The organism is Desulfomicrobium macestii (genome assembly GCF_014873765.1).
GTDB lineage: Bacteria > Desulfobacterota > Desulfovibrionia > Desulfovibrionales > Desulfomicrobiaceae > Desulfomicrobium > Desulfomicrobium macestii.
The window spans coordinates 229,399-254,915 of the sequence record NZ_JADBGG010000001.1 but is presented as its reverse complement, the minus strand read 5'-3'; the positions used below and the strand labels follow the sequence as shown (position 1 = coordinate 254,915).

Below are 25,517 nucleotides of genomic sequence, written 5' to 3'. Positions count from 1 at the left end.
GAAACATCCGCTCAATTCGAAGTTACTGTGAAGCCCTGCAATCACTTCCGCTGTTATGATCACTGGCGCAAATTCAAATCCCAAATACCCGTTTGAACAAAAAGGGTATTGAAACGGCGGTTCCTGGAACCTGAGACTTTGATTCTCACAGAATCAGGCGCTCATGACGAGCGTGGGTTCTTATCGAGAATCTCAACACCTTGCCGGTTTGAACAAATTATTTTCGTAGCAGGGCAGTAAAAATGTTCGGATATAGGTGAATGCTGCATGAAAAAAACATGCACATCGCAAAACGATTCCTGTTTGCACTGCACAACAGAGCAACAAGGCCGTCTTGTCATTAAACCTTTTCGAGATTGGCAAGCAGAATCTGGCCGAACTCCGCACATCCCACCTGCTCCGCCTTGGCCATCTGCCCGGCCAGATCAACGGTCACCCGCCCTTCCGAGATGGCTAATTCAACTGCCTTGCGAATTTTGCCGGCGGCTTCGTGCCAACCCACGTGTTCAAGCATCAGCGCACCGGAAAGAATCAGGCTGCCTGGATTGGCAAGATCTTTCCCTTCAATTGTCGGTGCGGTCCCATGCGTGGGCTCGAAAAAGGCCAGGTCGCTGCTCATGTTCACCCCGGGGGCCAGGCCAAGGCCTCCGACCTGGGCGGCCAGGGCGTCGGAGAGATAATCGCCGTTAAGGTTCGGAGTGGCGATGACATCATATTTCTCGGGCCGGATGAGCACCTCCTGAAACATGGCGTCGGCAATTCTGTCCTGGAGCACAACCCGGCCCGGAGGGCAGCATTCTTCACCCTCGCGAACCACCACACCTGCAAACTCCTCCGCGGCAAGCTCATAGCCCCAGTTGCGAAAAGCGCCTTCCGTGAACTTCATGATGTTGCCCTTGTGGGCCATGGTCACGCTTTCACGTTTCTGATCCAGGGCAAACTGAATCGCCTTGCGGATAAGTCTCTTGGACCCCGCTGCCGTCATCGGCTTGATGCCGATACCGCTCTGCTCGTCCACGTTCGCACCCATTTCGTCCCGCAGGAACGCAATGAGCTTTTTGGCCTCGGGGCTCCCGGCCTGCCATTCGATGCCTGCGTACACATCTTCGGTGTTCTCGCGAAAAATCACCATGTTGACGCGTTCAGGATGCTTGACCGGGCTTTCGATGCCCTTGAAATACTGGATGGGCCGGATGCACGCGAACAAATCAAGCGTCTGGCGCATGGTCACGTTCAGGCTGCGAAAACCCTTGCCCACCGGGGTCTCAAGGGGGCCCTTCATGGCCAGATCCGCTTTCTTCAAAGTGTCCAGCGTCTCCTGGGGAAGATAGGAGCCTGTCTCTTCAAAGGCTTTCTTGCCCGCCAGCAACTCGACCCATTCAAATCCGCGGCCGTCCTTGAACGCCAGTTCAACAGCTCTGTCGAGAACAGGACGACCGGCCGCCCATACTTCGCGTCCAATCCCGTCGCCTTCAATAAAATATACTCTGCGTTTCATACTTGTCTCCTGGATCAAAAAATAAAACCCCTCGCGGGGTTTGGGGATAGTAAAAGATTATTGATCACGCAACCGCCAAAAAGCGGCATCGCGGCGTTCAGCTAAAGCAGACTTCAACCATGAGCGCACCATGCTGCGTTTCAAAGGGGATGGCCAGAATGGCGCTTGTCGAAACATGCCTGATCGTATGTCCGGCTCCCGTGATCACGGAGGGAATCGCGCCCTCGAAAATCATGCCCATGCTGACAAGGCCTTTGCGGGCCTGCCCGGAGATCATGTTGGTCAGTTCGCCGACGGCATCAGTGACGACATCGTTTATTTCGGACTGTTCCTCGTAGAGCATCGCGCCGACAATACCCAGGGCCGAAGCGGTGGTGAATGTCAGGGACATGGTCCCCCTGCTTTTGCCTTTCGGATTTGAAAATCCGATCACACCCGTCACATCGCCTTGAGCCCCTGCGTGTTGTTTGACAAAGGGAGTGCCCACCTTGGCATCGGTCATCGCCGTCGTCTTCAGAACGGAGGTCGTCGCCTCCACAAACTGCGCTATTATTCCCTTTATGGCATCATTCATAGTATCCCACCATGTTAAGCTCGATTTTTTTGAAAACAATCACACGGCTCACGCCCATCGAAAAATGAGCCATACGTTACTGTGAACGCACCATCAAGTGAAACAGGGCCTGCACATACTTGCCCGAAACAACATCGGCCAGGGCAAAAAGCGGCAGGGAGCCGCGAGCGATGCCCCCCGCGAAGGCAAGCCACAATTCAAGAGACAGATTGCCCAGCGCCGGATCGAGGGCTGTTTCCCACAAAACACCTGCCCTTTCTTCATTCAACCCGAAAAAACGGCACCTGAGCGGACGCCCGGCAAAAAGAATGCATTTCCCATCCTCCAGCAGAGGGCAGCGCGCGCTGGCGTCGGACAGGCAATAGTCGTCTGCCGAAACCTGGCTGTCAGCAAGACGCTCCCGGCGAGCCGTCTCCACCGCCCTGGCGATGACCTCCAGGCGTTTCTCGCTGGTCAGCCCGACATTCATCTTCTGGGTGAGATACACGGCCTCGATCATCGACAATTTGATCGGAGTGCTGCAACATTTGTCGTGATCGCGCCCGCATTTGGAGGTGATATCGCGCGTCTCATCGTCGACCCGGGCCTGAAGGGCTTCGTAATCGCGAAAAAACGGGCTCAAATCAACGGCCTTGTGCATTTCCAGGGACGGTTCGCGCACGGTGAGCTTCGGGCTTTGCTTTCCGTATTTCCTGATTGTCCACCACTGCGAAAAATTGGCGGGTTTGGATCTGAGCGTTCGCAGCCTGACCCAGGCAAGGCGGTGCCCCAGGCCTCGGCGCAGCAGATATGCGTTGAGCACCGTTCCGGTCCGCCCGATTCCGTGACGGCAATGTATGAGCACCTTCTTGCCCAGGTAGATGGCTTCATCAAGCCAGGCCAGCGCCTTTTCAAGCTCGGCCAGCTCCGGGGCCTCCTCGTCGGCAAGAGGCATGTGATACACCTCGAATCCGGCGGCGCACTCAATGTCGTGCAGATCGCAAAATTCGCCGCACAGGTTCAGGATCGCCCCGATGCCTTCGGCGCGCAGGCAATCGAGCTGCTCATAGCTCATGGGAGCCGCCCCCACGGCCAACTGATCCGTGACCCAGGTCGCGGAATAGGCGCCGCGGCTCATGCGTTCTCCTCCGGGAAAAAGCGTTGGAGAAAAAGGGACGCCTCGCTGCGCGCCTCGGCCGAATCCGCGAGCTTCACATCCATCAGACGCGTCACGGCCAGGACCAGTCCGAGGACGTTCAGTGCATGAGCGGTCTCGGCGGCGGGCATGCGCATGTACGACGCATCGAGCATGTCGCCTTTGATGACCGTTTCGTAACCGAAATGTTCCAGGACCTGACGCACAAAGACCAGCCTGTTCATGCGCTGCGACAGCGCCGCGCCGCCGCCCTTGAAGCGGAACTTGACATAATTGGCGCCCGGCAAATCACCGCAAAGGGAGTCCACGATGGAAAAATGATACCCGAAGCGGATGTTCAGGTGCATGTATTCCGACGCAATGATCGAGTAACTGGCGAGAATTCTCGAATCCTTGCTGAAAATGCCGGCGCTGACCCGGTCAAAGGCCTCCCAGTCGACATGCAGCTGACTCTCGTCCCAGGCCACGCGTTCATCGGCCAACCCGGCCCAGAGCGAGCGCAAGGGAATGCAGGCCAGGGCGGACACGCCCACAGGACCTTTTTCTCCGGCCTCGGGCGCCAGCCCGCCTCCCAGATCGAGCACATACATGACCAGCGGCAGGGTCGTCTCCAGGAGCCTTGACCTGCCAAGCCCCCTGCCCCCCCTGTCGACCAGGGAAAACATCTCCGCCACGCTCTTTTCGTGGCAAAAACGCACCAGATCATGCAAAGAGCGGCACCCCTGCGGAGTGAAATTCTCGCCCTCCGGGTCCAGGAGGCTGAGGCGCACGGAACACGCGGCCAGTGCCTGGTTTTCGGCCCGAACCTGAGCATGGGTTTTCTCGGCCGCAAGATTGCGCGCCATGATGGTCGGCAAACAGTGGTCAAAGATTTTCCCCGCCGCCGCATCCACCGTCACGACCGCGCCATCCTTCAGAACGCCGGATTCGCACCCAACGACCACGGGCACGCCTCGCTCACGGGCCACCGAAGCCAGATGGCTGGCCCTGCTGCCGCTGCCGGCCACTATGGCGGCGATGCGATCCAGGAACTGTGAAAGCGCGGGACGCAGAGTGCTCGTGACCACGACCGAGCCCTTGGGGATGCCCCGAAAATCCGCTCCGGACGAAACATGATGAACGGGCCCGCAAGCCGCCCCCGGAGACGCGCAGTCCAGTTCCGAGACAAGCTCGACCGCGACGCTGATTTCCTCGGGAGAAAAAACCTCCCTGTCCTGCTCCTGCTGCAAAGGCCGTGATTGCAGAATCGTGAGCCCGTCCGGTCCGTAGGCCCACTCCACATCCTGAGGCTGGCCGAAAACATTTTCAAGATGCATGGCCCGTTTGCCGAGTTCGCACAGGACTTCATCGGAGACTGCCGCCGAGCTTTCGCAGACGCAGCCCATCAAAATGGACGGCTCGGGCTCGCGGGTCAGGTAATGCTTGCCCGGGGTCGCCGATCCGTCCACCAGCTCCGCCGCCAGCCCTCGGACCACATAGACGCCCACCGCCTTGCCTCCCACCGCAGAACACGCGGGATCGAAGGTGTAGACGACCCCCGCGGCCGAGGCCTCCACCATGGGCAGGACAAGGGCGGCCATGGCGGTGTCGTTGTCTGTGAGGCCGTGGCGAACCCTGTAGGCCAAGGCCCGGGGACAGTATTTTCCGGCCAGGACGCGCTTGTAGGCGGGCAGCACTTCGGACGGCGGAACATCGAGCTCGCTGGCGTATTGACCGGCAAAGGTGATGTCTCCGTCCTCGGCCAGGGCACTCGATCGCACCGCCAGATGCCTGTCCCCAAGATTCAGGTCCTCCACGGCGCGCAGAATTTCGTCCGCGATGTCGGCGGGAACCTTGGCCGCAAGGATCAGTTCCTGCAATTCTCCGGTCACGCGGACAATGGCGTCATTGTTGGACAGGGAAACGTCCTCGAAACGCTTCTCGATTTCCTTTTCCAGGTCATTGTCCCGCAGATAGCGGGCAAACGCCGAGGCCGTGATGACAAATCCCGGCGGTGTCGCAACACCATTGCGGCGCACGATGGACAGATTGGCCGCTTTTCCTCCGACCTGGCCGGGATGATCCGCGGCTTCGTCCAGGGAAAGCACGTAGGGAGGCCCGAAATCGAGCGGCGGCTGCGTGACCAGAACCGAAATTTCCGTGGCGATGCGCTCCAGCGCCCCCGGAAGATCGGCGTATGCATGGGGGTTCATGTCGTAGAGACTGGTCGTCATGGCGCGGACAGCCTCCACAAGCTGCCCGGTCAGAACCCTGACCCGGGCCACGTCCGCCGGATCGTAGCCGTATATGGGAGCTTCGAGATCCGCGATCAGATCCAGGGCCCTGGCGTCGCTGTCCAGCAGCTCCTTGAAGTGCTCATATTTTTCACGGATGAGCCTGTTTGGAGCCACCAGCCGGGTGAACCAGTGCCGTAGCAGACGGGAAGCGGTCATGGAACCTCATCCTGCAGATCGGCGACATCCTGTCTCAATACATCCGCGACCTTGGATTCGAGTTCTTCCTTGTCGATGGGCTTGACGCAGTACTCGCTGGCTCCCAGCTTGAGCGATTCCCGTGCCGTTTCCAGAGTGGGATATCCCGTCAGCATGATGACCTTGATCCGGGGGGCGAACTTCTTCATCTCCGCCAGCACCTCGACTCCGGTCATCCTCTTCAGCTTGATGTCCAGAATCGCAAGATCCGTGGCGCCCTTGGCCGCGTGGCGGATGGCCTCCTCCTCTTCGGTGAATGCCGTGACCTGATGGCCCTGACGCTCCAGGATCCTTTTCACCAGGACTCCCGCATCTGAAACATCATCCAGAACAATAATCGATGCCATGCACCTCTCCTTAAGATAGATTCTTGACCTGCGGGGCATGAACGCCCCGGACCGTGCACCTGCACCCAAAGCCGGTGCGCACGGGGTGTGTCCGAAATGTGCCCGCCTGATTCCCGGCCTGCCGGAGACTTGCCCGGCACGCGACACAGGCCGTCAATATTGGTCCTAATACTCGGATCCGTGATCCAGGGGAATATCAACAGTAAATATCGTCCCCGGACCCTTCACGGCCCCCTCAGGCAGGGGCGGAAGGTCGAAATCCGATGGCAACGGGCTGTCCACGCGAATCTCACCCATGTGATCCTTGACGATGCCAAAGGACACGGACAGCCCGAGTCCCGTCCCCTTGCCCACCGACTTGGTGGTGTAGAACGGATCGAAAATCTTTTTCAGGGACACTTCGTCAATCCCGGTGCCGCTGTCGGCGACATCGAGCGTGACGATCCCGAGCGGGGTTTTGAGCTTGGTGACCACCACGATGACGCCTCCGCTCTCGGGCATGGCATCCTTGGCGTTGTTGAGCAGGTTTATCCAGACCTGCTTGAGCTTCTCCGGGTCGCCGTAAATGATGGGAAAGCTGTCATCAAGCCTGGTCACGATCTGTACCCGGTCCAGTTCGAATGAATGCCGGACCAGACTCACGGACTCCATGACCGAGTTGTTGAAGCACATCTCCCGCTTGTCGGTCTGCCCCTGCCGGGAGAAACCCAGCAGGTCGGCCACAATCTTGCGGCAGACCTTGGTCTGCTTCTCGATAACGGCCAGATCCTGGCTCAACTGGCTGTCTGGCGGCGCATCCTCCTTCAAAAGCTGGGAATACCCGAGGATGATCCCGAGCGGGGTGTTGATCTCATGCGCCACCCCTCCGGCCAGCTTGCCGATGGATTCCATCTTCTGCGCCTGGATGAGTTGCTGCTCGTATTCCTTGATGTCCGTGACATCCCTGTCCATGCGCAGCAGGCTCACGATGCGGCCCGATTCATCATGCACCGGGATCTGGACGACATGGAACCACTTGCGGCCGTCAGGACCGTCGACGCGTTCCTGCCTGTCCACGCGCTCACCGGTGATGAGCACCTCCCGGCCTTCGAGATTTCTGCGCTCCGCCTCTTCTTCCGAGAACAGGTGAAAATCGTTGAGCCCCCTGATCTCAGCCACGGTCTTGCCCACGCTCTGCGCAAAAGCCCGGTTGGATGTCTGGTAGATCATGCGAGTGTCCACCAGGGAGATGAGATCGGGATTCATGTCCAGCACCGTGGACAGAAGGCGCTGCTGGTTGGTCAGGGTCTGCTCGGCATCACGCAGGCCTCGAATGTGGTCGCGCAGGGTAAAGGCCATGAAATCAAGGGATTCGGCCAGATCCTGAATTTCATCACCCACATTCTGCAGAAAAACCGGACAATCCCTGCAACTTGAGGGCTTGGGCCCGATTATGCATGCATGACAGGCGCACTTCGTGTCCGGCACCAGCCAGCAACGGCGCACGCGATCATGGTGGGCAGGACAGCTTGTCTCCTTGCAGTTCATGATCTCCCAGCAGAAATGCTCACCCGGCAACACGGCCAGGTTGTCGAGGCTCCCCGTCACCAGATCCTCGGCATGAGCGCGAAGCTTGGCCAGACGGCGGGTCACCGTCCGGGCAAAAATGCTGCCCAGGGCCATGGCCGCGAGCAGCACCCCGCCGAACATGGTCGCCAGGGCCGAGACGAACTGCTTGGTGGTTGCGTTCAGGCGGGACTTGGACAACCCGATGCGCACCGTCCCGATGCGCTCTCCCGCGACCATTATGGGCGCCGCAAAATCGTAGACGAAGATCTGGCCCGTATCGATGAGCTGGACATTGACCCGCTCATTGCTGCCGACCCGGTTGGCGTCCACCAGCTCGACGGGATAGCCCTTGGCGAAGGAATGGGTGACGACCCGGTTGTCCGCGTTCTGGACAAAGGCGTAAACCACGTCGCCGATTTCACCGACCAGGTTTCTCAGCACGAGATAATCCTGCGCCAAAAGCGGATTCACGGCGCGGGCTGCCAGGCTCTCGACCAAGGCGGCCCCGCGCAGCTTGTTCTCCGTCACCAGGGCCGAAGACGTCATCTTGGCCACGACGGGCAACAGGACCGACGCCATGCCGAGCACGATGGCAATGATGCCCAGATTGAGCTTGGTCTCGAATTTGAGTCTGGAAAAAAGGGACTTCATTGAAAATCCCCATTCAGGCCAAGGCGTCGTATCAAGGTTCTGATTGGCTCATAGTCCTCGTCGTGGGCGGAAATGATGTCGATCATTCCGGCGGCGGCAAGAACCGGAGCATCATCGTGCCGGCTTGCGCTCAGGTCCAGCAGGGCCCGGGCGATCTTGTCCTTGATGGCCGGATCAAAACCCTTGCGCACGGAGTACACCCACCCCGGGTACGGACGGCTTTCCGCGAGCACGCGGATCTGGTCCAGGTCGATCTTGTCGCGCACGATATCAAGCGTGCCCTTGCGGATGGTGCCGACATCATAGGCGCCCGTGTACACGGCCAGGACCACCGCTTCCTGCCTTCCCCCCGCGCCGGTGGCAAAGGCGACCTCCTGAAAATCCTTTTGCGTGATGCCGTGATCGAAAAACAGTCCGAAAGGATACAGAAAACCCCCGGCGGAATTGGGGTCAACGGCAATGATTCTTTTTCCCCGGCAGTCCGCAAGGCTGTTTATGGCGGGGTTGTCGGCGCGCACGATGATCTGGCCCTGAAAATTGGCCCCCCCGTCAGGTTCCACGACGCGCGCGAAGGCTTCGGAGCCCAGTCTGGCCAAGGATATGTAAACGAAAGGATTGGTAAAGGAGATGTCTATCTCGCCGCGTTCCACCATCTTGACATGCTCGGCGAATGTATTGGGAAAGACCTGTCGCAGGGACAGCCCGGTCTTGTGCCGCAGGTATTCGAGCAGGCGGCGATGACGTTCGAAGGAGACGGAGTGGGAATACTGGGGCAGATAGGCATAGGTGATGGCCGAGGTCGAACCGAGCGGAGCCACGCTTTCGACCTTTGACATGTCCACCTTCACGACGGGCTCGTTTTCCGTACAGGCGGCCATGAAGAAGAGCAGTATGAAAATCGGAAGTCGCGCTAGCGTCATGATCCCTCTTCAGCAATGGAATTGATACCAATGCACGTACTCCAAAAGGACAATACCAACAACCAGAAGGTTTCTTCATCCTTTGGCCTGCGCACTTCCGCCCCCCCCGCGTCACGTGAAAGCGGCATGAAAACGGGACGCCGCGGACCCGCACGGCGCAATGAACGGTCGGCCTTGAGGCTGCCCCGGGGCTCTTTTCAAGAAATCAAACCCCTTTGACTTTATCAAGGCTTGATGCGCGGCCCCCGACATTGTATTGAATACCAATTCAACAACCCTCAACACCGGATACAACCATGCACTCGGTCAAACGACTTGCCCATATCGACTTCAACATTCCGGGCGTGAAAGCCGTCGGAATGGAACTCATGAAACTGATCAACGCTCCGAGCCCCGATATGGAAGCCTTCGCCCGGACCGTCGAGCTGGATCCGGCCATCTTCGGCTCCATCCTGGCCTGCGCCAACTCCCCCTTGTTCGCCGGCATTACGGAAATCTCGGATTTGAGAGTCGCGCTCAACCGGCTTGGCATGAAGGAAATCCGTCGGATCATCTTCCATGTGGTCCTCGAATCGGCTTTCAGATCCGACAACGCCGAAATCAACAAGCTCCTGCGCGCCATCTGGAAACAGAATCTGGCCGTCTCGCTGACCATGCAGCGCCTCATTCAGGATTGTCCGCAGGTAAAGGCCCTGCCCATGGATATGGTCGGCATGATCTATCCCCTGGGCCTCATGCACGTCATCGGCATTCCGGTGCTCGCCATCAACTACTATGATGCGTTCGCAAAATTCATCGCCGAAGACCTCTCGCAGCCGCTGCCGGACATTTTCGCGCGTGAAAAAGAACTCTTCGACGGCTTCGACCACTTTGAACTGGGCGCGGAAATGGTCAAACGCTGGGGCTTTCCGGATTTCGTGCCCGACATCATCTCATCCTACCATGTGCCCGAACCGAGCCTGGATACAGACAGCCGCACCTTGCATTCCCTGCTGCGTCTTGCCCGCCACCTGGCCCAGGAATACGGATACGCCGCGCTGCCCGATTCCCCTCCCGGGTATTGGCTGCAAGGCAACGTTCTGGACCTGTCCGGAGTCAACGAAGATGACATCAAGGCGGACGTCATGGACCAGTTGGACAAGATCCTGAAGATGTTTCGCTGATTCACCACGGCGCCAAAAAACAGGGCCGCCGCGCCATTTTCGGACGCGGCGGCCTTTTTTGTCACACAGAAAAAAGCAACCGGGCTTCAAAACCTGTAGGTCACGCTCAGGCCCGCCATGTGAGCATGAGCGTCTTCACGGGTCAGCTCAATGATTTTCGCCTCTTCTCTTGCCTCGTATTTGCGGTCTTTCATCCATAGATAACCGTAGGACGCGTCCACGACCCAAGTGTCGTTTATCTTCCAGCCGGCGCCCAAGGTCACGATCTGCCGATCGGTGCAGGGCACGGCATAATCCTCGTAGTCGTCATTGACCGGAGACTGGTCATAGACATAGCCGGCACGCAGATCGACGCTATCGGTCAGGGCGTATTCGGCTCCAAATTGAAATCTCCATGTGTTGTTCCAGTTCTTGTCGCTTTCCAGTTTGTAGCCAAAGGCTTGCCTATCGTCATAGTTCACGATCAGGGACTTGTAGGAACTCCACCTTGTCCAGACCGCATCGAACTCCAGGCTCAAACGCTCCACGGGCTTTACCATGACGCCCATGGTCACGGATTCGGGGACAGGCTCGGTGCCGGTCACATCCGTGCTCTTGAAGGGAAGCGCCGTCGAACCTTTCTGCGTGAAATCTCCGTCACCGTGAACCGTCATTTGGATTTCGCTGCGCCAGGCAAGACCGAACGCAAGCCAGTCGAAAGGCCGGTAACGCGCACCGAGATTCATGCCGTAGCCCCACCCATCGGCGGCGATTTCATGCAGATACTCGGCACCCGGCGCGAAGCTTATGTCGTACTCGAAATTCAGATACGTGGCCTCAACGCCCACAGCCAGCGAAAAGGCGTCGGAAAACCTCAAGGCCAGATTGGGATTGATGGACACGGACTGGATGGCGGCGCGGGAGCAGTTGTAGCGGCCGGCCCAAGTATCGGCGTCCTCGTATTCGGTGCCCAGGCCCACCCGGGAAAAAATGCCCAGTCCGAACCAATAATTGTCCGAGAGCTGCTGCGTGTAATACATCGTGGGCAGTCCCCAGACCGAATCCGCAAAATCCATGTCGTCCGCCGTGCCGGACTTGACGTCCATGGTCGCCGAAGGGGCGATGGCCGTGGCTCCGATCTGAATCTGGCCGCCCGGCACGTCGGTGATGCAGGCCGGGTTGTAGGCCACGGATGAAGGATCCCCATCCCGGGCCACCATGGCCCCGCCCAAGGCGTTGCCCCTGGCGCTCCATTCATAGACGCCATAGCCTGCGGCCCAACCCTGCAATGGCCAAAGAACAACGCACAGCACAAAAATCCATCTTCGCATTTCTCTTCTCCCGCTTGTGATTTGCCCCGCCAACGTTGACAGAGCCCGGAGACTGTAGCAGGCAGAAATAAAACGTCAATGAACTATTATATCTTTTATATTCATTTTTTATGAATAATCCCTTTTGCCATACAGCGTCGGTGAATCCATGACCGTAAGCGACCTTCTGAACTTCTACTCCCCGCGACTCGCGAGCACGAACGATCTGGCCCTGATCCTCGATCAGACGGGCGAGGTGCTTTTTGCCAACGAGGCGGTGCGCAATATCCAAAGCGCTCCGTTCAGAAGCTATGCGCCCCAGGACATCATCGAACAATTGCAGGCAGAAGTCCGGAGCAAGGAATTCTCAAGCCTGCCCAAGGACACTCCGCCCGTACGCGAGGCCAGGTTGCGGGTCATCCTCCCCGACGGCGCGGGCACTCGCCATGTAAGCTGGAAATTCATCGGCATCCCGGCCACGGACGGCGCGATCACGCTGGCCTGGGGCACCTTCAGGGCCACCGGCCCCGGTCAGGAAATGGGATTCACGGTCCTGCCGAGCGGCATCATCCAGGCCGCCAGTCCGGCTCTGTGCGCCATCTGCGGCTATACCCTGAACGAACTTGTCGGCAGGCCCGCAAGACAGTTCTATTACACCGCCGCCTCGCGCAAGCGCATCGTCAACCAGCTCAACGAACGCAACGAAGTCGAAAACGGAGCCGTCACCCTGCGCCGCAAGGACGGCTCTCCGCTGACACTGTGGTACAGCGCCGAATCCATCCGGGGAACGGACGGACGGATTCTTGCCTACAGCGGATTCTTTCAGCAGCGGCCCTTCACCTTTTCCTCCAAGCTGGCAGGTGAATTCACGCGCATCGTCGACGCCCTGCCCGACCTGGCCTGGGTCAGCGGACGGGACCTGCGCATCGTCGCCGCCAATCAGGCCTATCTGAGGGCCTACAAGCGCGATCGTACCGAAGTCATCGGGCAAAGCGAATACGATTTTCTGGAACCCGAGCAGGCCCGCTTTCCCATCGAGGCGGCGCTCAAGGTCTTCGAGGAAAAGCAGGAACTCCTCCATCCAGCCGTTCCCCATCTGACCGACCCGCAGGTCTGGTACAGGGTCATCCGCCGTCCCATCTTCGACGACGACCGCCAGGAGGTCATCGGTCTTTTGGGAATTGCCCAGGATATCTCAGCCAAGGTCCTGCAGGAAAACGCCTTCATGGAGCAGCTGCGCGTCCGGGAGGAGGACGTGGTTGTGGTCAGCGACGACCAGGGCCGCATCCTGCGTCGCTCCGCCCAAACCCTGAACCCTTCCATATATGGACAACCACAAACCTTTGACGCCTACACCCTCGACATGCGCCCGGTGCTCGATCTCCTGCACGCGGACGACCTGCCCGCCGTGCGACAGGCCATGCACCTCGTCCTGCGCGAACGGCGCGAACAGCACCTGGAATGCCGCATCCGCAATCAGGCCGGGAACTACTCCACCATCCTGGCCCGGCTGCTCTTTCACGATGCCATCTACGGCGAACCGCGCATGTATGTGGTGGTGCGCGACATCACCGAACAGGTGGGCCTGCGCAAGGCGACCATGGTCATCGAACGGCTCAAGCTGGCCTCGGGCACACGCACCGACCGCGAGCTGGCCTCTTTCCTCAATGTCTCCGCCGCGGCCATCTCCAACGCCCGCAAAAACGAGCGCGTCCCGCCGGACTGGATCATCGACACCGGGCTGCGCACCGGCCGCTCCATCGACTGGATCGTCAGCGCCGTGATGCCGGGCCAAGCCTGAATCCAGCTCCCCCGCACCGGTTTATGGGGACAAGGGATTATTGTGCTTGCGGCGCGACTTGGGTAGAAATCGGACTTTAAACACCATCTGGAGATTTTCCATGAAACCGTTGCTTCTGCTGCTGTTTTTTTTGATCCCGGCCTGCGCCGGGCACCAGGCTACCTCCTCGGCGGGGCAGGAGAAATGGCTGATCCTGAACAGGGAATTCATCGCGCTGCACACCAAGGGTTCCCATGACCAGGCCTTGACCACGGCATTGCAAGGGGTCGCACTGGCACAGGGGTTCATGCCCAGGGAAAACGCCGACCTGGCGACTTCGCTGAACAATCTGGGCGTGACCTACGCGGCTTTGGGCAGATTCGAGGAAGCCAGGACTGCGCTTGAAAGAGCCCTGGCCATGCGCGAAAAAGTCCTGGGACCCAATCACGCCGAAGTGGCCACGACCTTAAGCAATCTCGGAGAGCTTTACGCGGACATGAACCGGCCCTCGGAAGCGGAAGACACGTTCATCAGGGCGCTTGAAATCCGGGAGGCCGGGTTTGGAACCGATAACGCCGACCTTGCCGAGACCCTGAACAACCTCGGCGAACTCTACCTGCGCAGAGGCCTCCTGGATCAGGCCGACAAACTGCTGCGGAGGGCGCTGGCCATACGGGAAGAAAAACTGGGTGCAAACCACCCGCAGGTCGCCCGCACCCTCGACAATCTGGCCGGGATAGAACAGGCCCGCAACAACTTTCCCCAGGCGCGGGAACTGCTTGAACGTTCGCTGATCATCAAGGAAGCGGCTCTGGGGCCTCTGCACCCATGGTTGATCAGCACTCTGACCAGCCTGGCGGAAGTCCTCATGGCCCAGGACATGATCGCCGACGCCGAGCCTTTGGCGCGCAGGGCCGTGAACATCGGGGAGACCGCATACGGCCGGGACAGCGTGCGATTGGCCCTCCCGCTCACGACCCTTGGCAACCTGATGCGAAGGCAGGGGCGGCTCGACGAAGCCGAAGAACTGCTCACCCGGGCGCTGCGGCTGCAGGAGCAGACATTGCCGACAGACCATCTCGACATTGCAATTTCCCTTGGCAATCTGGCCTCTGTTCACTATGCCCAAGGTCGATTTGCCGAAGCCAGAGCGCTTTACGAACGGGCGCTGGCCATCAACGAAGCAGGTCTCGGACAAGAGCATGGCGATGTGGCCCAGCTTCTGCACAATCTGGGCGTGGTCAACCGCAAGCTCGGGGATCCTCAGCAGGCCAGGACCTTGCTCATGCGGGCCCTGTCCATCCGCGAGACACTGCTTGGCACATCGGCGCTCCCGGTGGCCGACACTCTGGAGGCGCTGGCCTTCACCCTGAAGGACGCAGGCGACGACGCTTCAGCCGCCGCCTACCTGGAACGGGTCAAGGCCATTCGCGGACAGACGCGTTGAGCATGAATACAGAAAAAACGCTCACCCCGAAGGCTTTTTTCGGATGCGTTCGGACAAAAGGCTGAAATTCGGGGTTAGACGTTTCATCTGTTTTTCGGTAAATGAATACGCTTGTTGCCACGGCGATAGTCCGCCAACACGATTCAAGACGAATTTCAATTAAAAGAGAGAGGCGGGTTACTGCGCGATGTTTGCGATCATTGGCTTAATTGTTGTTATGGGCTGCGTAGCGGGCGGCTACATGATGGCCCACGGAAACTTCAGCGTCCTGTGGCAGCCCGCGGAATTCGTGATCATTCTCGGCGCTGCCATCGGCACCTTCCTCATCGCCTCGCCGATGAAGGTCATCAAGCTGACGATGGGCGGCTTCGCCAGCGCCTTCAAGGCCAAGGCTCCCGGCAAGGACGAATATCTCCAATTGCTGCGCGCGCTCTACGACCTGCTGACCCTGGCCAAACATGAAGGCATCATCGCGCTCGAAAGCCACGCCAACAAGCCCAAGGAAAGCAGCATCTTCACGCCCTACCCCTTTGTGATCAAAAACCACCATGTGCTCGATTTCATCTGCGACAACGTAAAGACTTACGCCATGGCCGGCATGGAACCCCATGAATTCGAATCCATCATGGACATCGACATGGAAGCGCATCACGAAGAGGAGATGATCGCCGCCGGTTCCATCAACAAACTCGCCGACTCCATGCCCGCCCTCGGCATCGTGGCCTGCGTGCTCGGCGTCGTCATCACCATGGGCGCGCTCAACGAGCCGCCGGAGGTCCTGGGCGCGCACATCGGCGCGGCCCTGGTCGGAACATTCTTCGGCATCCTGATGGCTTACGGCTTCGTCGCTCCGTTCGCCACCAACGTCGAACACCAGGTCCGGGACCAGCACACGCTCCTGAATGTGGCCAAGACCGCCATCATGTCCTTCGCCCTTGGTTGGGCTCCTGCCCTGGCCCTTGAGGCTGCCCGTCGCGCCGTGCCCAGCTCGGCCCGCCCCACCTTTGAAGAACTCGAAAGCGCAGTGCGCAAGAAATAGCCGTGGCCGAAAAAAAAGCTGTCATCATCAAGAAGGTCAAAAAAGGCGGACACGGTGGACATCACGGAGGCGCCTGGAAAATCGCCTACGCGGACCTCGTCACGGCCATGATGGCCTTCTTCCTGCTGATGTGGCTTCTGAACAACGTAAGCGAAGAAAAGAAAGAGCAATTGTCCATCTATTTCAAGGAATTTTCGGTCATAGATGGGCTGCCTCCCTCCATGAGCATGGGGGCCGGCGGTCAGGGAGCCTCCGAATCGCAGTTCACCCCGCTCATCATGGAAGGGACGACGGGCATGTACGCCGAAGGCAAATCCCAGGAGGAAATCCTCAAGGAAGCCATGGCCAAGATGATCGAGGAGCGCCTGAAGGAATACAAGGAGGAGCTCATCATCGACACCTTTGACAACGGCGTGCGCATCCAGATGCTTTACGGAGAGGGCAACCCGTTTTTTGATTCGGCCAGCTCGCAATTGACCGGAGATGCGCGAAACGTGCTCAAAGTCATCGCGGACACCGTACGCGACCTGCCCAATCAGGTTGCCGTCGAAGGCCATACCGACGCAGTGCCCCTTGGGGGGCCGCAATCCCGCTACACCAACTGGGAACTTTCCACGGACCGCGCATCATCCGCGCGCGTCATCCTCCAGGAATTCGGAGTGGACCCCAAACGCATGGTCAGGGTTGCGGGATATGCCGCCACGCAGCCACTGATCCGCGAAAATCCTGAAGATCCCCGCAACCGCAGGGTCAGCATTCTCCTCTTCAACGACCCGACGCGGAGCCCCGTGGACGTGAATTCGACATCAGGACAAAATGGTCAGCTGTCGGTCAATCCACTCATGAATGGAACCGCCGTGCCTGCGGTGCCACAAGGCGCCCCGCCCCTGCCCTCCAGGCATTGAGCCCGGTCCTTGCGCTGAGTCCTTGCCACGACGCAAATAACCCCCTGCTCGCAGATACGCGCAGGGGGTTATTTTTTTATCTGGAAAACAGCCGTTCAGGCCAAGGGTCCAGTTTCAGGAAGCGGCAGCAGCCACTCCGAACACGCTCCGGCCCGGAGCGCATGACCGACGCGAACTTCCGGAACGTCCAGCAGGTGAGCGCGAATCAGAGGCATTTCGCGGTGCGGGCCGTCCGGATCTTCCGGCAGGGGCGTTGCGACCGGGGGTTCTGCCGGGAGCACGGGCTGGACGGGGCTCTTCAAAGGAAGCCTCGTCACCGCCGTTTGAATAGGCGAACCCTTCAAGGCGTATGCGTTCCAGTCGGCCGCCCAGGATGCGCTCGATGGCATTGATCTGGGCGGAGTCTTCCGGGGTGACCAGGGTTATGGCCTGGCCGCTCTTGTCCGCGCGGCCGGTGCGTCCGATGCGGTGCGTGTAGCTCTCGGCCGTATCCGGCAGATCGAAATTGACGACATGGGAAATGCGTACGCAGTCGATGCCGCGAGCCGCGATATCGGTGGCGACCATGATCCTGTATTTGCCGCTGCGAAAGCCATCCAGGGCTTCCTGTCTGCGATTCTGGGACAGGTTGCCCTGCAAGGACGTCGCGAGCATCCCTTTCTGTTCCAGCTTGCGGGCAAGACTCTTGGCCCGATGCTTGGTGCGGGTGAAGATGAGCACGCAGTCATGCGGAGTCCTACCCAGAAAAGCTTCGAGCAGAGCCATCTTCTGTCCGGCGGAAACCGGGTACAGGGCATGCTGGATCTTTTCCGACGGAGCCGTGTTGGAAACCTGCACCACGGCAGGCTGAACCAGAACCTGATCCGCGATCTTACGGATTTCGGGCGGCATGGTCGCGGAAAAGAGGAGGTTCTGGCGCTTGGCCGGCAATTTGGCCATGATGCGACGCAGGTCGGGCAAAAAGCCCATGTCGAACATGCGGTCCGCTTCGTCGAGGACCAGGGCGTTTACATGGGACAAGTCCACCAGGCCACGGTTGACAAGGTCAAGCAGACGTCCGGGGCACGCCACCAGGACACTCGCCGAACGGGCGGCCTTGACCTGCGGAGTTTCGCCAACGCCGCCGAAAACAGCCGCGGAGCGGATGCCGGTCTGTTTGCCGAGAGAAATGAAAGTCTCGTGAATCTGGAGCGCCAGCTCACGGGTAGGGGCCAGCACAAGCACCCGAACCGGGCCGCGCACGGAAATGCCGTCAGTGATCATGCGCTGCAACAGAGGCAGGGCAAAAGCAGCGGTCTTGCCGGTGCCGGTCTGGGCCAGTCCAAGGACATCCTTGCCGGCGAGCACCGACGGAATGGCCTGAATCTGAATGGGGGTGGGAGTAACATAGCCGCAGTCACGGATGCCAACGTTCAAACGCTGGTCAAAAGAAAAAGAGGAAAAATCCACAAATGGTCCTGTGGTTGGAGGAAAATCAACGACTGGCGTGATGAACAATCGAAGGCCGGACTTGCCGGAAGAATGGAAAATCTCCAAGACGAGATGATGACGGGCCGTTGCCGGACAGGGTCCGCAAGGCTTCAAGGCTCAAGTCTGCTCACGCGAGAGAGGTGAGCCATAAGCCCCTTTGAGGGGGAATGCAAAGGAAATAATGCGGGCGAAAAAAGTCGAAAAGGCTGCATCGCGAACGATGCAGCCTGATTTTTCGGTGGTGGGCCAACAAGGAATCGAACCTTGAACCTGCTGATTAAGAGTCAGATGCTCTACCAATTGAGCTATTGGCCCGCGCAAACAGAAGGGCTTACTAGACAGCGGGGCAAACATTGTCAAACAAAAAATTGCAATTCGAAAAAAATGAAAACAGCTTCGTGCGAAGCCGGCACGTTCAACCGAAGACTGCATCTTCCCGCCACACGACATTGGCATCGTCTCCGCCACGAAAGACAAGATGCACGATGTCCAGGCCGGGATGACCGCTCGCATGACTTTTGACTCGTCATGCCTGATCTGGCAGGAATGGGGACTGGTACCACCTCTTGCAAGGAAGAATGAGGTGGTCTTGTACGGCCATGAACTTCAAGGGGATGACATGAAAAGATATGTGATGCTGGCCATGATGGCGGTACTCTTGATCGTGGGCGCGGCTCACGCGCAGACCGCCTACGTGACTGACGTTTTCGAGATAACACTGCGCTCTGGGCCGAGCAACAGCAACAAGATCCTGAAGATGCTGCCCTCCAGCACGCCGGTGGAGGTGGTCAAAAACGACAAGGACTGGTCCCTCGTGCGGGCCGAAGGCGTGGAAGGGTGGGTGCTGGCCCGGTATCTGACCAGGACGGCCCCGGCCGCCCTTCAGGTGGAACGGTTCGCCAGGGAGAATGAAGCCCTGCGCGCCAGAATGGCCGAGATGACCGAAAAGACTTCCGCCACGGCCGGGGAAAACCAGGCGCTGCTGGACCGCCTGAACCGCGCCGAGACGGAACTGGCCTCGTTGCAGCAGCGGTACGCAGAACTGGAACGTGGATCGAAGGCCTATGTGGACTTGAAGAGAGCCCATGATGAACTCACCGCGCTGCAGGCCCAAACGGCGCAGCGGGCAGAAGTCCTGGAGATGAAGAACAGGGACCTGAGCGGTGACACGCAGTTCAGGTGGTTCCTCACCGGCGCGGGCGTCGTAGGCGCGAGTCTGCTCCTGGGCCTGATTCTGGGCCGGTTGCAACGGAAGAAAACAGGCCGCATGTTTGGCTGAACGATGCCCGGCGGCGTGTCTTCGAACAACGTGCAAGCACAGCGCATTTCCTGCAATACTGCGGTCCATCGTGATCAAGCCTCGCGACATGCCCGCAAGCATCGTGACCGCATCCTTCCGTCTCCGTCATCACAATGTGGCGGATCAAGAGCTCAGGACTCCAGCAGCTGGTAGGTCAGCACTCCGAGTTCCACGGTGATGTCCATATTCAGCACCACCATGTTTTCCGGGACCCGCACCGGACGGGAAGCGAAATAGAGAGCTCCTCGGACGCCCAGCTGCGAAAGGCGGTCGATGACGCCCTGGACTTCCGGAGGCGGGACGGCAATGATGGCCAGGTCGATGCGGCTTGCGTCCAGCTCCTGTTCGAGGTTGGCGATGTCATGGACAGGAATGCCTTCGATGGACGTGCCCACGCTGGCGCCGGCGTGGTCGAAAATCTGGACCACCTCCAGGTTGCGTTTCTTGAAGGACGCCGAATGCATGAGCACGCTGCCCAAGCCTCCGGCTCCAATCAGGGCGACCTTCCAGTGCCGGTCAGATCCGAGAATCCGGGCGATCTGCTCGCGCAGCTCCGGCACATGGTAGCCGACGCCCCGGACTCCGAAGGACCCGAACTCGGCGAAATCCCGGCGGACCAAGCTCTGGGTCACGCCATCGATCTTTTCCAGGTCCGCGGACGAAATGACCTTCACGCCCTTGTTCTGAAGGTGGTCCAATGTGCGCAGATATGTGGACATACGCCGGATGATGAGGTTCTTCTTGTCGATCTTCGGGCGTTTTTTCGTGTTTGCCATGATGCGGATACCTCGCGTGCTGGTGTGAAACAGAAGAAAGTTCGCCCATCAAATGCACTGCGGTCAAGAAATAATTCAGTGCATCCGGTGCGGGTCGCGACCATCCGGTTCGAAACGCTTTTCCGGCATTGCCGCACCGCACCAATTTCCCGCCTCAAAGCAGCCACCGGTCCTGGATATCGAGATTCACAAGGCCCAGCTTTTTCGCTTTTTCGACAACAGCCGCATATTCCGCTGAAGTAATTGTTCTGGACAGTTCCGGATACTCCAGAGCCTTGTATTCGGGATGGTACTGCGCCATGATGTTTACGTATGTATCCGCAGGAAGATTTTGAGCGATCCATTCCATGATAATTTCCGATCCGCCGACATTGTTCGGCAAGACAAGATGCCGGATGATGAGCCCGCGCTGCATGATTCCGCCCCCGGCATATTGCGCCGGGCCTGTCTGGCGATGCATCTCGAGGATGGCCTTGGCCGTCAGTTCCGGATAACTCGCCGCCCCTGCCGAATACTTCGACGCCATCTCCGCATCCCAATACTTGAAATCCGGCATGTAGATGTCCACGACCCCGTCCAGCATCCCGAGGATTTCAAGCCTCTCCCAGCCGCAGGTGTTGTAAACCAGCGGCAGGCGCAGGCCGCGGGCGGCTGCGATGTCGAGGGCGCCGAGGATATGGGCGCTGTAGTGCGTGGGCGTGACCAGGTTGATGTTGTGGCAACCCGCGTCCTGCAGGCAGAGCATCAGCCCGGCCAGTTCCTCGACGCTCTGCTCCATGCCCTCCCCCGAAATGCTGATCTCCCAGTTCTGGCAGAAGGAGCAGCGCAGGCTGCAATGGGAAAAGAAGATCGTCCCGGACCCGTTCAGTCCCACCAGGGGCCGCTCTTCCCCGAAATGGGCACCGTAGGAGGAGATGACGAGCCGCGTGCCCGGGGCGCGGCAGAACCCGCGATCCCCCTGCAGCCGCTCGGCCCCGCACTCCCGGGGGCAGAGGCGGCATCCCCCCATCATGGCCCAAAGGGCACCGGCGCGCCGGCGCAGCTCGCCCGTGCGGTGGAGGGCACGATAGGCCGGCTCGAACGCCTGACGCTGCGGGGCCTGCTCTGCGGGATCCCTGCGGCTCTCGGCCATATTCATGAGTTCCTCCGAAAAGGTTGCGACAGGGGACGGTTTCAGGGAACGCACCGTCCGGACTGGCCGGAGGCAGCGCGACCCTGCGGCGCGGTGCGATCGGATTCGCAACACTGCGTAGGCGGCATGACGTGTCGCTGCGCATCATCTTGCCCATAAAAATGCGAAAATCCGATCTTTCCGGATATGCACGAACCCGGAAATACCCTATCCCCCTTTGAGCCGAACGGGAACACCCCGGGCTCCGGCCGCCGCACACCGCCAACCACGGGACCGAAACCGATGAAACAGGCCTGCCTCACCCTCTTTTTCCTTCTTCTCTGCTCCGCCGCCGTCGCCGAAGGCGTCTGGCGGGTCAAGGGGCATGCGTTTTCCAACGTCCACGCGTGGCAGAAGGGCACGGAGGTGCGGGTCAGCGGGAGGGTCAGCGGCGGGCCGGTCAGGGCGCCCTTTCAGGCGGTCATCCATGTGCAGAACGATGAAGGCAAAACGCACCGGGTGACAATTCGCAAAAAAACGTTCTCGGGCCAGGGCGAAACGTTCGAGGGCGGGTTCAGGGCGCCGAAGCGCTCCCGGTGGTGGCAGATCATCCAGATCGAGGTTGTCGGGGCGGACCCGGCCGAAATAGCGCGACAGGCGGCGCAATCGAGAACCATGGCACGCCTGGCCACGCCCTCTTCCCCAGCACCCGCCGACATGCCGGAAAGTGGCCCGCCCCAATGCTTCCCCATCGAAACGAAAACCTCGGGCGAGGTCTCAAGGGTCCTCTTCTCATCCATGCGACCCGTCTGTGTGACACTTCGGAACCGCAGGTCCGGCAGGCTGGTCCTCATGAAGAGCGTCTCGCCCCATGACCTTGAAAACACGCCCCTGCCCTGCGGCGAATATTCCGTGAAGATCGTGGGCGACGGGTTCGTATCGCAAAAGGACGTCAGCATCTCCGGGCAAAGCCAGGTCGTCGACCTGAACTAGACGGACGCGCCCGACGCCGGACGTTTCGGCCCGGGCCCAGCCTGGCGGCCCCCGCCCGATGCGGGTCTCGCCTGGTCCCGGCGAACGGCCGGTCCCGTGCTCATGCCCCCCTCACGACTTCATACCCCTTTCCGAAAACACCCGGCCCATGACCTTCAGCCCTTCGAGGGCAAGCAGGGGAATCGCGCCCAGGGCGAAGAGCAGGACCGCGTCGGCAGCAGGGATGTGCACGGTCTTGAGGAAACGCCCCAGCACCTCGTTGTGCTGGCTCAGCACCTGCACGCCCAGCGTCAGGGCCACCACCAGCACCAGGCGCATGTTGGCCGTCAGGGACATGCGCCAGACGGGCCTGGTCGCGCTGCGGGCGCCGAAGGAGCGCAGGAGTTCGGCCACGACAAGGACCGTGAAGGCCCAGGAGCGGGCCGTTTCCACGCTGCCCCCGTGCAGAGCGAGGAGATAGGCCGCGAAGGCTGCCGAGGCGGTCAGCACTCCCGTAAGGAACATGCCGCCCAGGAAGCTGCCGTCCGTGATGCCCTCTGTCCGGGAGCGGGGGCGGCGCTGCATGACCTCGGGATCGATGGGGTCCGTGGCCAGGCAGAGGGCAGGCAGGCCGTCGGTGACGAGGTTGATCCACAGCAGGTGGATGGGCAGCAGCGGCACGGGCAGGCCGATAATGACGCAGAACGCCATGAGCAGCAGCTCGCCGGTGTTGCCAGCCAGGAGGTACTGCAGGGTCTTGCGGATGTTGTCGAAGATGCCCCGGCCCTCCTCCACGGCGTCCACGATGGTGGCGAAATTGTCGTCGGTGATGACCATGTCCGAGGCCTGCCGCGTGACCTCGGTGCCGCTGCGGCCCATGGCGATGCCGATGTCCGCGCCCTTGACGGCCGGTGCGTCGTTGACGCCGTCCCCGGTCATGGCCACCACGGCCCCGCCCTCCTTCCAGGCGCGAATGACGCGCAGCTTGTGTTCGGCCGTGACACGGGCGTAGACGTCGATACCCGTGACGCGCCGGGCAAGTTCCCCGTCGCTCATGGCATTCAGCTCTGCCCCGGACACAGCCTGACCTTCGGCAGAAATGCCCAGTTCACGGGCGATGGCGGCCGCCGTGTGCGGATGGTCGCCGGTGATCATGACCACGCGGATGCCTGCCGCCCGGCATCTGGCCACGGCTTCCCCGGCTTCCGGGCGCGGCGGGTCGTACATGCCGCAGAGGCCGATGAAGGTCAGGTCCTGCTCGATGGGGTTGGGCGTTTGGGGTGACGTCCGCGATGGGCGGGAGGCGGGGACGGCGCAGTCCCGGGCGAGAGCCCCGGAGAGGTCGGCTTCATCCAGATCGCGGCGGGCGGAGCCCAGGACACGCAGGGCCTGGCCGGCCATGGCTGCGTTTTGTGCGGCGATGTTGCGGCGGTCCCCGTCGGTCATGGGGCGAACTCCCTCGGGGGCAAGGATGCGCGTGCAGCGCTCCAGGAGCACGTCGGGCGCGCCGTTGACCAGGGCGCGGGCCGTTCCGTCCGGCATGCGGCGGACAACGGTGCTCAGCTTGCGGTCGGAGTCGAAGGGGATCTCGTGCACGCGCGGCATGGCGGCGTCAAAACCGTCCGGATCGCCGCCGGCCTTGGCCCCGGCCGCCAGCATGGCGGCTTCGGTGGGGTCGCCCACCGCGCTCCACGTCCCGTCCTTCTCGGCCAGGCGGGCGTTGTTGCAGCCCAGCAGGACCGAGGACAGTTCCAGCAAAACTTCCCGCTGCCGGTCATCCGGGGCTCCCCCGCCCGCCAGCACCTCGCCATCCGGCGCGTAGCCCTCGCCCGTGACCTCGAAAGCCTGCCCGGCGGCGTACAGGGCCCGCACGGTCATCTCCCCGGCCGTCAGGGTGCCGGTCTTGTCCGTGCAGATGACCGTGGTCGAACCCAGCGTCTCGACGGCGGGCAGGCTGCGCACCAGGGCGCGGCGGCGGGCCATGCGCGAGACGCCCAGGGCCAGGGCCACCGTGACCACGGCGGGCAGGCCCTCGGGCACGGCCGCGACGGCCAGGCTGACGGCGCCCAGAAAAAGCTCGAAAGGCGCGCTGCCGCGCAGGTACCCCAGCAGGAACAGCAGCGCCACGATGCCCAGAGTCGCCCAGATCAGCACGCGGCCGAAGGCGTCGAGCTTCTTCTGCAGCGGCGTGTCCTCCTCCCCCGTCTCGATGAGCTGCGCGATGCGGCCCAGTTCCGTGCCCATGCCCGTGGCCGTGACCACGGCCCTGGCCGTGCCCGTGGCCACGCTCGTGCCCATGAAAATCATGTTCAAACGGTCCGCCAGCAGTGTCTCGCATGCGCAGGCCGCCCTGGCGTCCTTGTCCACGGCGTCGGACTCCCCGGTCAGGGCCGACTCGACGCACGAGAAGGCCGTTGATGCGAAAAGGCGGGCGTCAGCGGCCACCAGGTCGCCGGCTTCCAGGGCGAGCACATCCCCGGGAACGACTTTGGCCGCCGCGACGGCGGTCACGCGCCCGTCGCGCAGCACCTTGGCCTGGGGCGCGGCCATCCTGCGCAGGGCCGCGATGGACTTTTCGGCGTTATACTCCTGATAGAAGCCCATGGCCGCGTTGAGCACGACAATGGCCAGGATGGCGAACGCGTCCACGGCCTCCCCGAGCATCCCGGAAACAACGGCGGCAACCACGAGAATCCAGACGATGAGGCTCCTGAACTGGGCCAGAAGCAACCGCCACGGGCTGACTCCCGCGGAGGCACTGATCTCGTTGGGCCCGCAGGCGGACAGGCGATGGCGGGCCTGGGCGGTCGCAAGGCCCTCGGCCCTTGAATCCAGGGCGACCAGGACTTCCGAGACAGGAAGCGCGTGCCAGGTTCTGTGTTCATTGCCGGGGAAATCGGTCATGTTCTCTTTCCTGTCGGACCCTCCGCAGCCGCCGCACGCCTGCTGAGGAGGGATCGGTTGCAAGAGCGCTGTTTGTGAAATCCCCTTCACGGTAACGCCGGAGAACGCTCAAGGCAATGCGCCCCGATCCTTGGTTACCCTAAAGGGGGATCGGGGCGCATTGCGAACCTCCGTGCCTGCCGCCTCGTCAAAATACGGCGACGGGCCGGATATTGCG

The 25,517-nt window shown here is 60.7% G+C and carries 19 protein-coding genes and 1 tRNA gene; 7 read left to right on the top strand and 13 right to left on the bottom strand.

Features of this window, described 5'->3' with window-relative positions; translation table 11 throughout:
- Nucleotides 1-340 precede the first annotated feature (340 nt).
- The 7 genes from icd to H4684_RS01150 all read right to left on the bottom strand — a co-directional run bounded on the left by icd (nucleotide 341) and on the right by H4684_RS01150 (nucleotide 9,144).
- On the bottom strand, nucleotides 341-1,498 hold the full coding sequence (icd, locus tag H4684_RS01180; RefSeq protein WP_092188045.1) for an NADP-dependent isocitrate dehydrogenase: 1,158 nt from the start codon (nucleotides 1,496-1,498) through the stop codon (nucleotides 341-343).
- Between the two features lie 97 nt (nucleotides 1,499-1,595).
- Nucleotides 1,596-2,072: a chemotaxis protein CheX gene (locus H4684_RS01175; protein WP_192622557.1), complete on the bottom strand. Its 477-nt coding sequence runs from the start codon at nucleotides 2,070-2,072 to the stop codon at nucleotides 1,596-1,598.
- A gap of 76 nt (nucleotides 2,073-2,148) precedes the next feature.
- Nucleotides 2,149-3,189, bottom strand: a complete 1,041-nt coding sequence (locus H4684_RS01170) for a protein-tyrosine phosphatase family protein (protein ID WP_092188049.1) — start codon at nucleotides 3,187-3,189, stop codon at nucleotides 2,149-2,151.
- Nucleotides 3,186-5,639 (bottom strand): PEP/pyruvate-binding domain-containing protein, encoded by a 2,454-nt coding sequence (locus H4684_RS01165; protein ID WP_192622556.1) that lies wholly within the window; start codon nucleotides 5,637-5,639, stop codon nucleotides 3,186-3,188. Before H4684_RS01165 ends, H4684_RS01170 begins: the two co-directional genes overlap by 4 nt.
- Nucleotides 5,636-6,025, bottom strand: coding sequence for a response regulator (locus H4684_RS01160; protein ID WP_092188053.1), 390 nt, complete (start codon nucleotides 6,023-6,025; stop codon nucleotides 5,636-5,638). The genes H4684_RS01165 and H4684_RS01160 overlap by 4 nt, the downstream gene beginning before the upstream one ends.
- 165 nt (nucleotides 6,026-6,190) lie before the next feature.
- Nucleotides 6,191-8,224 carry an ATP-binding protein gene (locus H4684_RS01155; RefSeq protein WP_092188055.1) on the bottom strand — a complete coding sequence of 678 codons (2,034 nt, stop codon included), beginning with the start codon at nucleotides 8,222-8,224 and terminating at the stop codon, nucleotides 6,191-6,193.
- Entirely contained in the window at nucleotides 8,221-9,144 is a 924-nt protein-coding gene (locus H4684_RS01150) for a phosphate/phosphite/phosphonate ABC transporter substrate-binding protein (RefSeq protein WP_092188057.1), read from the bottom strand. The genes H4684_RS01155 and H4684_RS01150 overlap by 4 nt, the downstream gene beginning before the upstream one ends.
- A 296-nt stretch (nucleotides 9,145-9,440) precedes the next feature.
- Between H4684_RS01150 and H4684_RS01145 the strand changes: the two genes are divergently transcribed.
- A complete protein-coding gene (locus H4684_RS01145; protein WP_192622555.1) occupies nucleotides 9,441-10,307 on the top strand; it encodes an HDOD domain-containing protein in 867 nt (288 codons plus the stop codon).
- A gap of 86 nt (nucleotides 10,308-10,393) precedes the next feature.
- Here H4684_RS01145 and H4684_RS01140 read toward each other — a convergent pair whose 3' ends face one another.
- Nucleotides 10,394-11,617 carry an OmpP1/FadL family transporter gene (locus H4684_RS01140; RefSeq protein ID WP_192622554.1) on the bottom strand — a complete coding sequence of 408 codons (1,224 nt, stop codon included), beginning with the start codon at nucleotides 11,615-11,617 and terminating at the stop codon, nucleotides 10,394-10,396.
- Between the two features lie 148 nt (nucleotides 11,618-11,765).
- Between H4684_RS01140 and H4684_RS01135 the strand changes: the two genes are divergently transcribed.
- The 4 genes from H4684_RS01135 to H4684_RS21080 all read left to right on the top strand — a co-directional run bounded on the left by H4684_RS01135 (nucleotide 11,766) and on the right by H4684_RS21080 (nucleotide 16,767).
- Nucleotides 11,766-13,397, top strand: a complete 1,632-nt coding sequence (locus H4684_RS01135; protein ID WP_192622553.1) for a PAS domain-containing protein — start codon at nucleotides 11,766-11,768, stop codon at nucleotides 13,395-13,397.
- A 100-nt stretch (nucleotides 13,398-13,497) separates the two neighbouring features.
- On the top strand, nucleotides 13,498-14,823 hold the full coding sequence (locus tag H4684_RS01130; RefSeq protein ID WP_092188065.1) for a tetratricopeptide repeat protein: 1,326 nt from the start codon (nucleotides 13,498-13,500) through the stop codon (nucleotides 14,821-14,823).
- A gap of 187 nt (nucleotides 14,824-15,010) precedes the next feature.
- Nucleotides 15,011-15,862: a flagellar motor stator protein MotA gene (motA, locus tag H4684_RS01125; RefSeq protein WP_092188067.1), complete on the top strand. Its 852-nt coding sequence runs from the start codon at nucleotides 15,011-15,013 to the stop codon at nucleotides 15,860-15,862.
- 2 nt (nucleotides 15,863-15,864) lie between these two features.
- The gene (locus H4684_RS21080; RefSeq protein WP_192622552.1) at nucleotides 15,865-16,767 is read left to right on the top strand and encodes a flagellar motor protein MotB; all 903 of its coding nucleotides are present in this window, start codon (nucleotides 15,865-15,867) and stop codon (nucleotides 16,765-16,767) included.
- Nucleotides 16,768-16,881: 114 nt separating this feature from the next.
- On the opposite strand, the gene H4684_RS01115 is transcribed toward H4684_RS21080, so the two are convergent.
- Entirely contained in the window at nucleotides 16,882-18,216 is a 1,335-nt protein-coding gene (locus tag H4684_RS01115; RefSeq protein ID WP_192622551.1) for a DEAD/DEAH box helicase, read from the bottom strand.
- 260 nt (nucleotides 18,217-18,476) lie between these two features.
- A tRNA-Lys gene (locus tag H4684_RS01110) sits at nucleotides 18,477-18,552 on the bottom strand.
- Between the two features lie 304 nt (nucleotides 18,553-18,856).
- Between H4684_RS01110 and H4684_RS01105 the strand changes: the two genes are divergently transcribed.
- Nucleotides 18,857-19,516, top strand: a complete 660-nt coding sequence (locus H4684_RS01105) for a TIGR04211 family SH3 domain-containing protein (protein ID WP_192622550.1) — start codon at nucleotides 18,857-18,859, stop codon at nucleotides 19,514-19,516.
- A gap of 152 nt (nucleotides 19,517-19,668) precedes the next feature.
- Here H4684_RS01105 and H4684_RS01100 read toward each other — a convergent pair whose 3' ends face one another.
- Nucleotides 19,669-20,313: a redox-sensing transcriptional repressor Rex gene (locus H4684_RS01100; RefSeq protein ID WP_192622549.1), complete on the bottom strand. Its 645-nt coding sequence runs from the start codon at nucleotides 20,311-20,313 to the stop codon at nucleotides 19,669-19,671.
- Nucleotides 20,314-20,467: 154 nt separating this feature from the next.
- The gene (locus H4684_RS01095; RefSeq protein ID WP_225940161.1) at nucleotides 20,468-21,451 is read right to left on the bottom strand and encodes a radical SAM protein; all 984 of its coding nucleotides are present in this window, start codon (nucleotides 21,449-21,451) and stop codon (nucleotides 20,468-20,470) included.
- Between the two features lie 276 nt (nucleotides 21,452-21,727).
- Here H4684_RS01095 and H4684_RS01090 point away from each other — a divergent pair, with 276 nt between their 5' ends.
- Nucleotides 21,728-22,417: a hypothetical protein gene (locus tag H4684_RS01090; RefSeq protein ID WP_192622548.1), complete on the top strand. Its 690-nt coding sequence runs from the start codon at nucleotides 21,728-21,730 to the stop codon at nucleotides 22,415-22,417.
- Between the two features lie 111 nt (nucleotides 22,418-22,528).
- On the opposite strand, the gene H4684_RS01085 is transcribed toward H4684_RS01090, so the two are convergent.
- A complete protein-coding gene (locus H4684_RS01085; RefSeq protein WP_192622547.1) occupies nucleotides 22,529-25,300 on the bottom strand; it encodes a cation-translocating P-type ATPase in 2,772 nt (923 codons plus the stop codon).
- Nucleotides 25,301-25,517: the final 217 nt, after the last annotated feature.

Coding starts and splice junctions, on each gene's coding strand:
- icd (WP_092188045.1), bottom strand. CDS start 1,498: ATGAAACGCAGAGTATATTTTATTGAAGGCGACGGGATTGGACGCGAA.
- H4684_RS01175 (WP_192622557.1), bottom strand. CDS start 2,072: ATGAATGATGCCATAAAGGGAATAATAGCGCAGTTTGTGGAGGCGACG.
- H4684_RS01170 (WP_092188049.1), bottom strand. CDS start 3,189: ATGAGCCGCGGCGCCTATTCCGCGACCTGGGTCACGGATCAGTTGGCC.
- H4684_RS01165 (WP_192622556.1), bottom strand. CDS start 5,639: ATGACCGCTTCCCGTCTGCTACGGCACTGGTTCACCCGGCTGGTGGCT.
- H4684_RS01160 (WP_092188053.1), bottom strand. CDS start 6,025: ATGGCATCGATTATTGTTCTGGATGATGTTTCAGATGCGGGAGTCCTG.
- H4684_RS01155 (WP_092188055.1), bottom strand. CDS start 8,224: ATGAAGTCCCTTTTTTCCAGACTCAAATTCGAGACCAAGCTCAATCTG.
- H4684_RS01150 (WP_092188057.1), bottom strand. CDS start 9,144: ATGACGCTAGCGCGACTTCCGATTTTCATACTGCTCTTCTTCATGGCC.
- H4684_RS01145 (WP_192622555.1), top strand. CDS start 9,441: ATGCACTCGGTCAAACGACTTGCCCATATCGACTTCAACATTCCGGGC.
- H4684_RS01140 (WP_192622554.1), bottom strand. CDS start 11,617: ATGCGAAGATGGATTTTTGTGCTGTGCGTTGTTCTTTGGCCATTGCAG.
- H4684_RS01135 (WP_192622553.1), top strand. CDS start 11,766: ATGACCGTAAGCGACCTTCTGAACTTCTACTCCCCGCGACTCGCGAGC.
- H4684_RS01130 (WP_092188065.1), top strand. CDS start 13,498: ATGAAACCGTTGCTTCTGCTGCTGTTTTTTTTGATCCCGGCCTGCGCC.
- motA (WP_092188067.1), top strand. CDS start 15,011: ATGTTTGCGATCATTGGCTTAATTGTTGTTATGGGCTGCGTAGCGGGC.
- H4684_RS01105 (WP_192622550.1), top strand. CDS start 18,857: ATGAAAAGATATGTGATGCTGGCCATGATGGCGGTACTCTTGATCGTG.
- H4684_RS01100 (WP_192622549.1), bottom strand. CDS start 20,313: ATGGCAAACACGAAAAAACGCCCGAAGATCGACAAGAAGAACCTCATC.
- H4684_RS01095 (WP_225940161.1), bottom strand. CDS start 21,451: ATGAATATGGCCGAGAGCCGCAGGGATCCCGCAGAGCAGGCCCCGCAG.
- H4684_RS01090 (WP_192622548.1), top strand. CDS start 21,728: ATGAAACAGGCCTGCCTCACCCTCTTTTTCCTTCTTCTCTGCTCCGCC.
- H4684_RS01085 (WP_192622547.1), bottom strand. CDS start 25,300: ATGACCGATTTCCCCGGCAATGAACACAGAACCTGGCACGCGCTTCCT.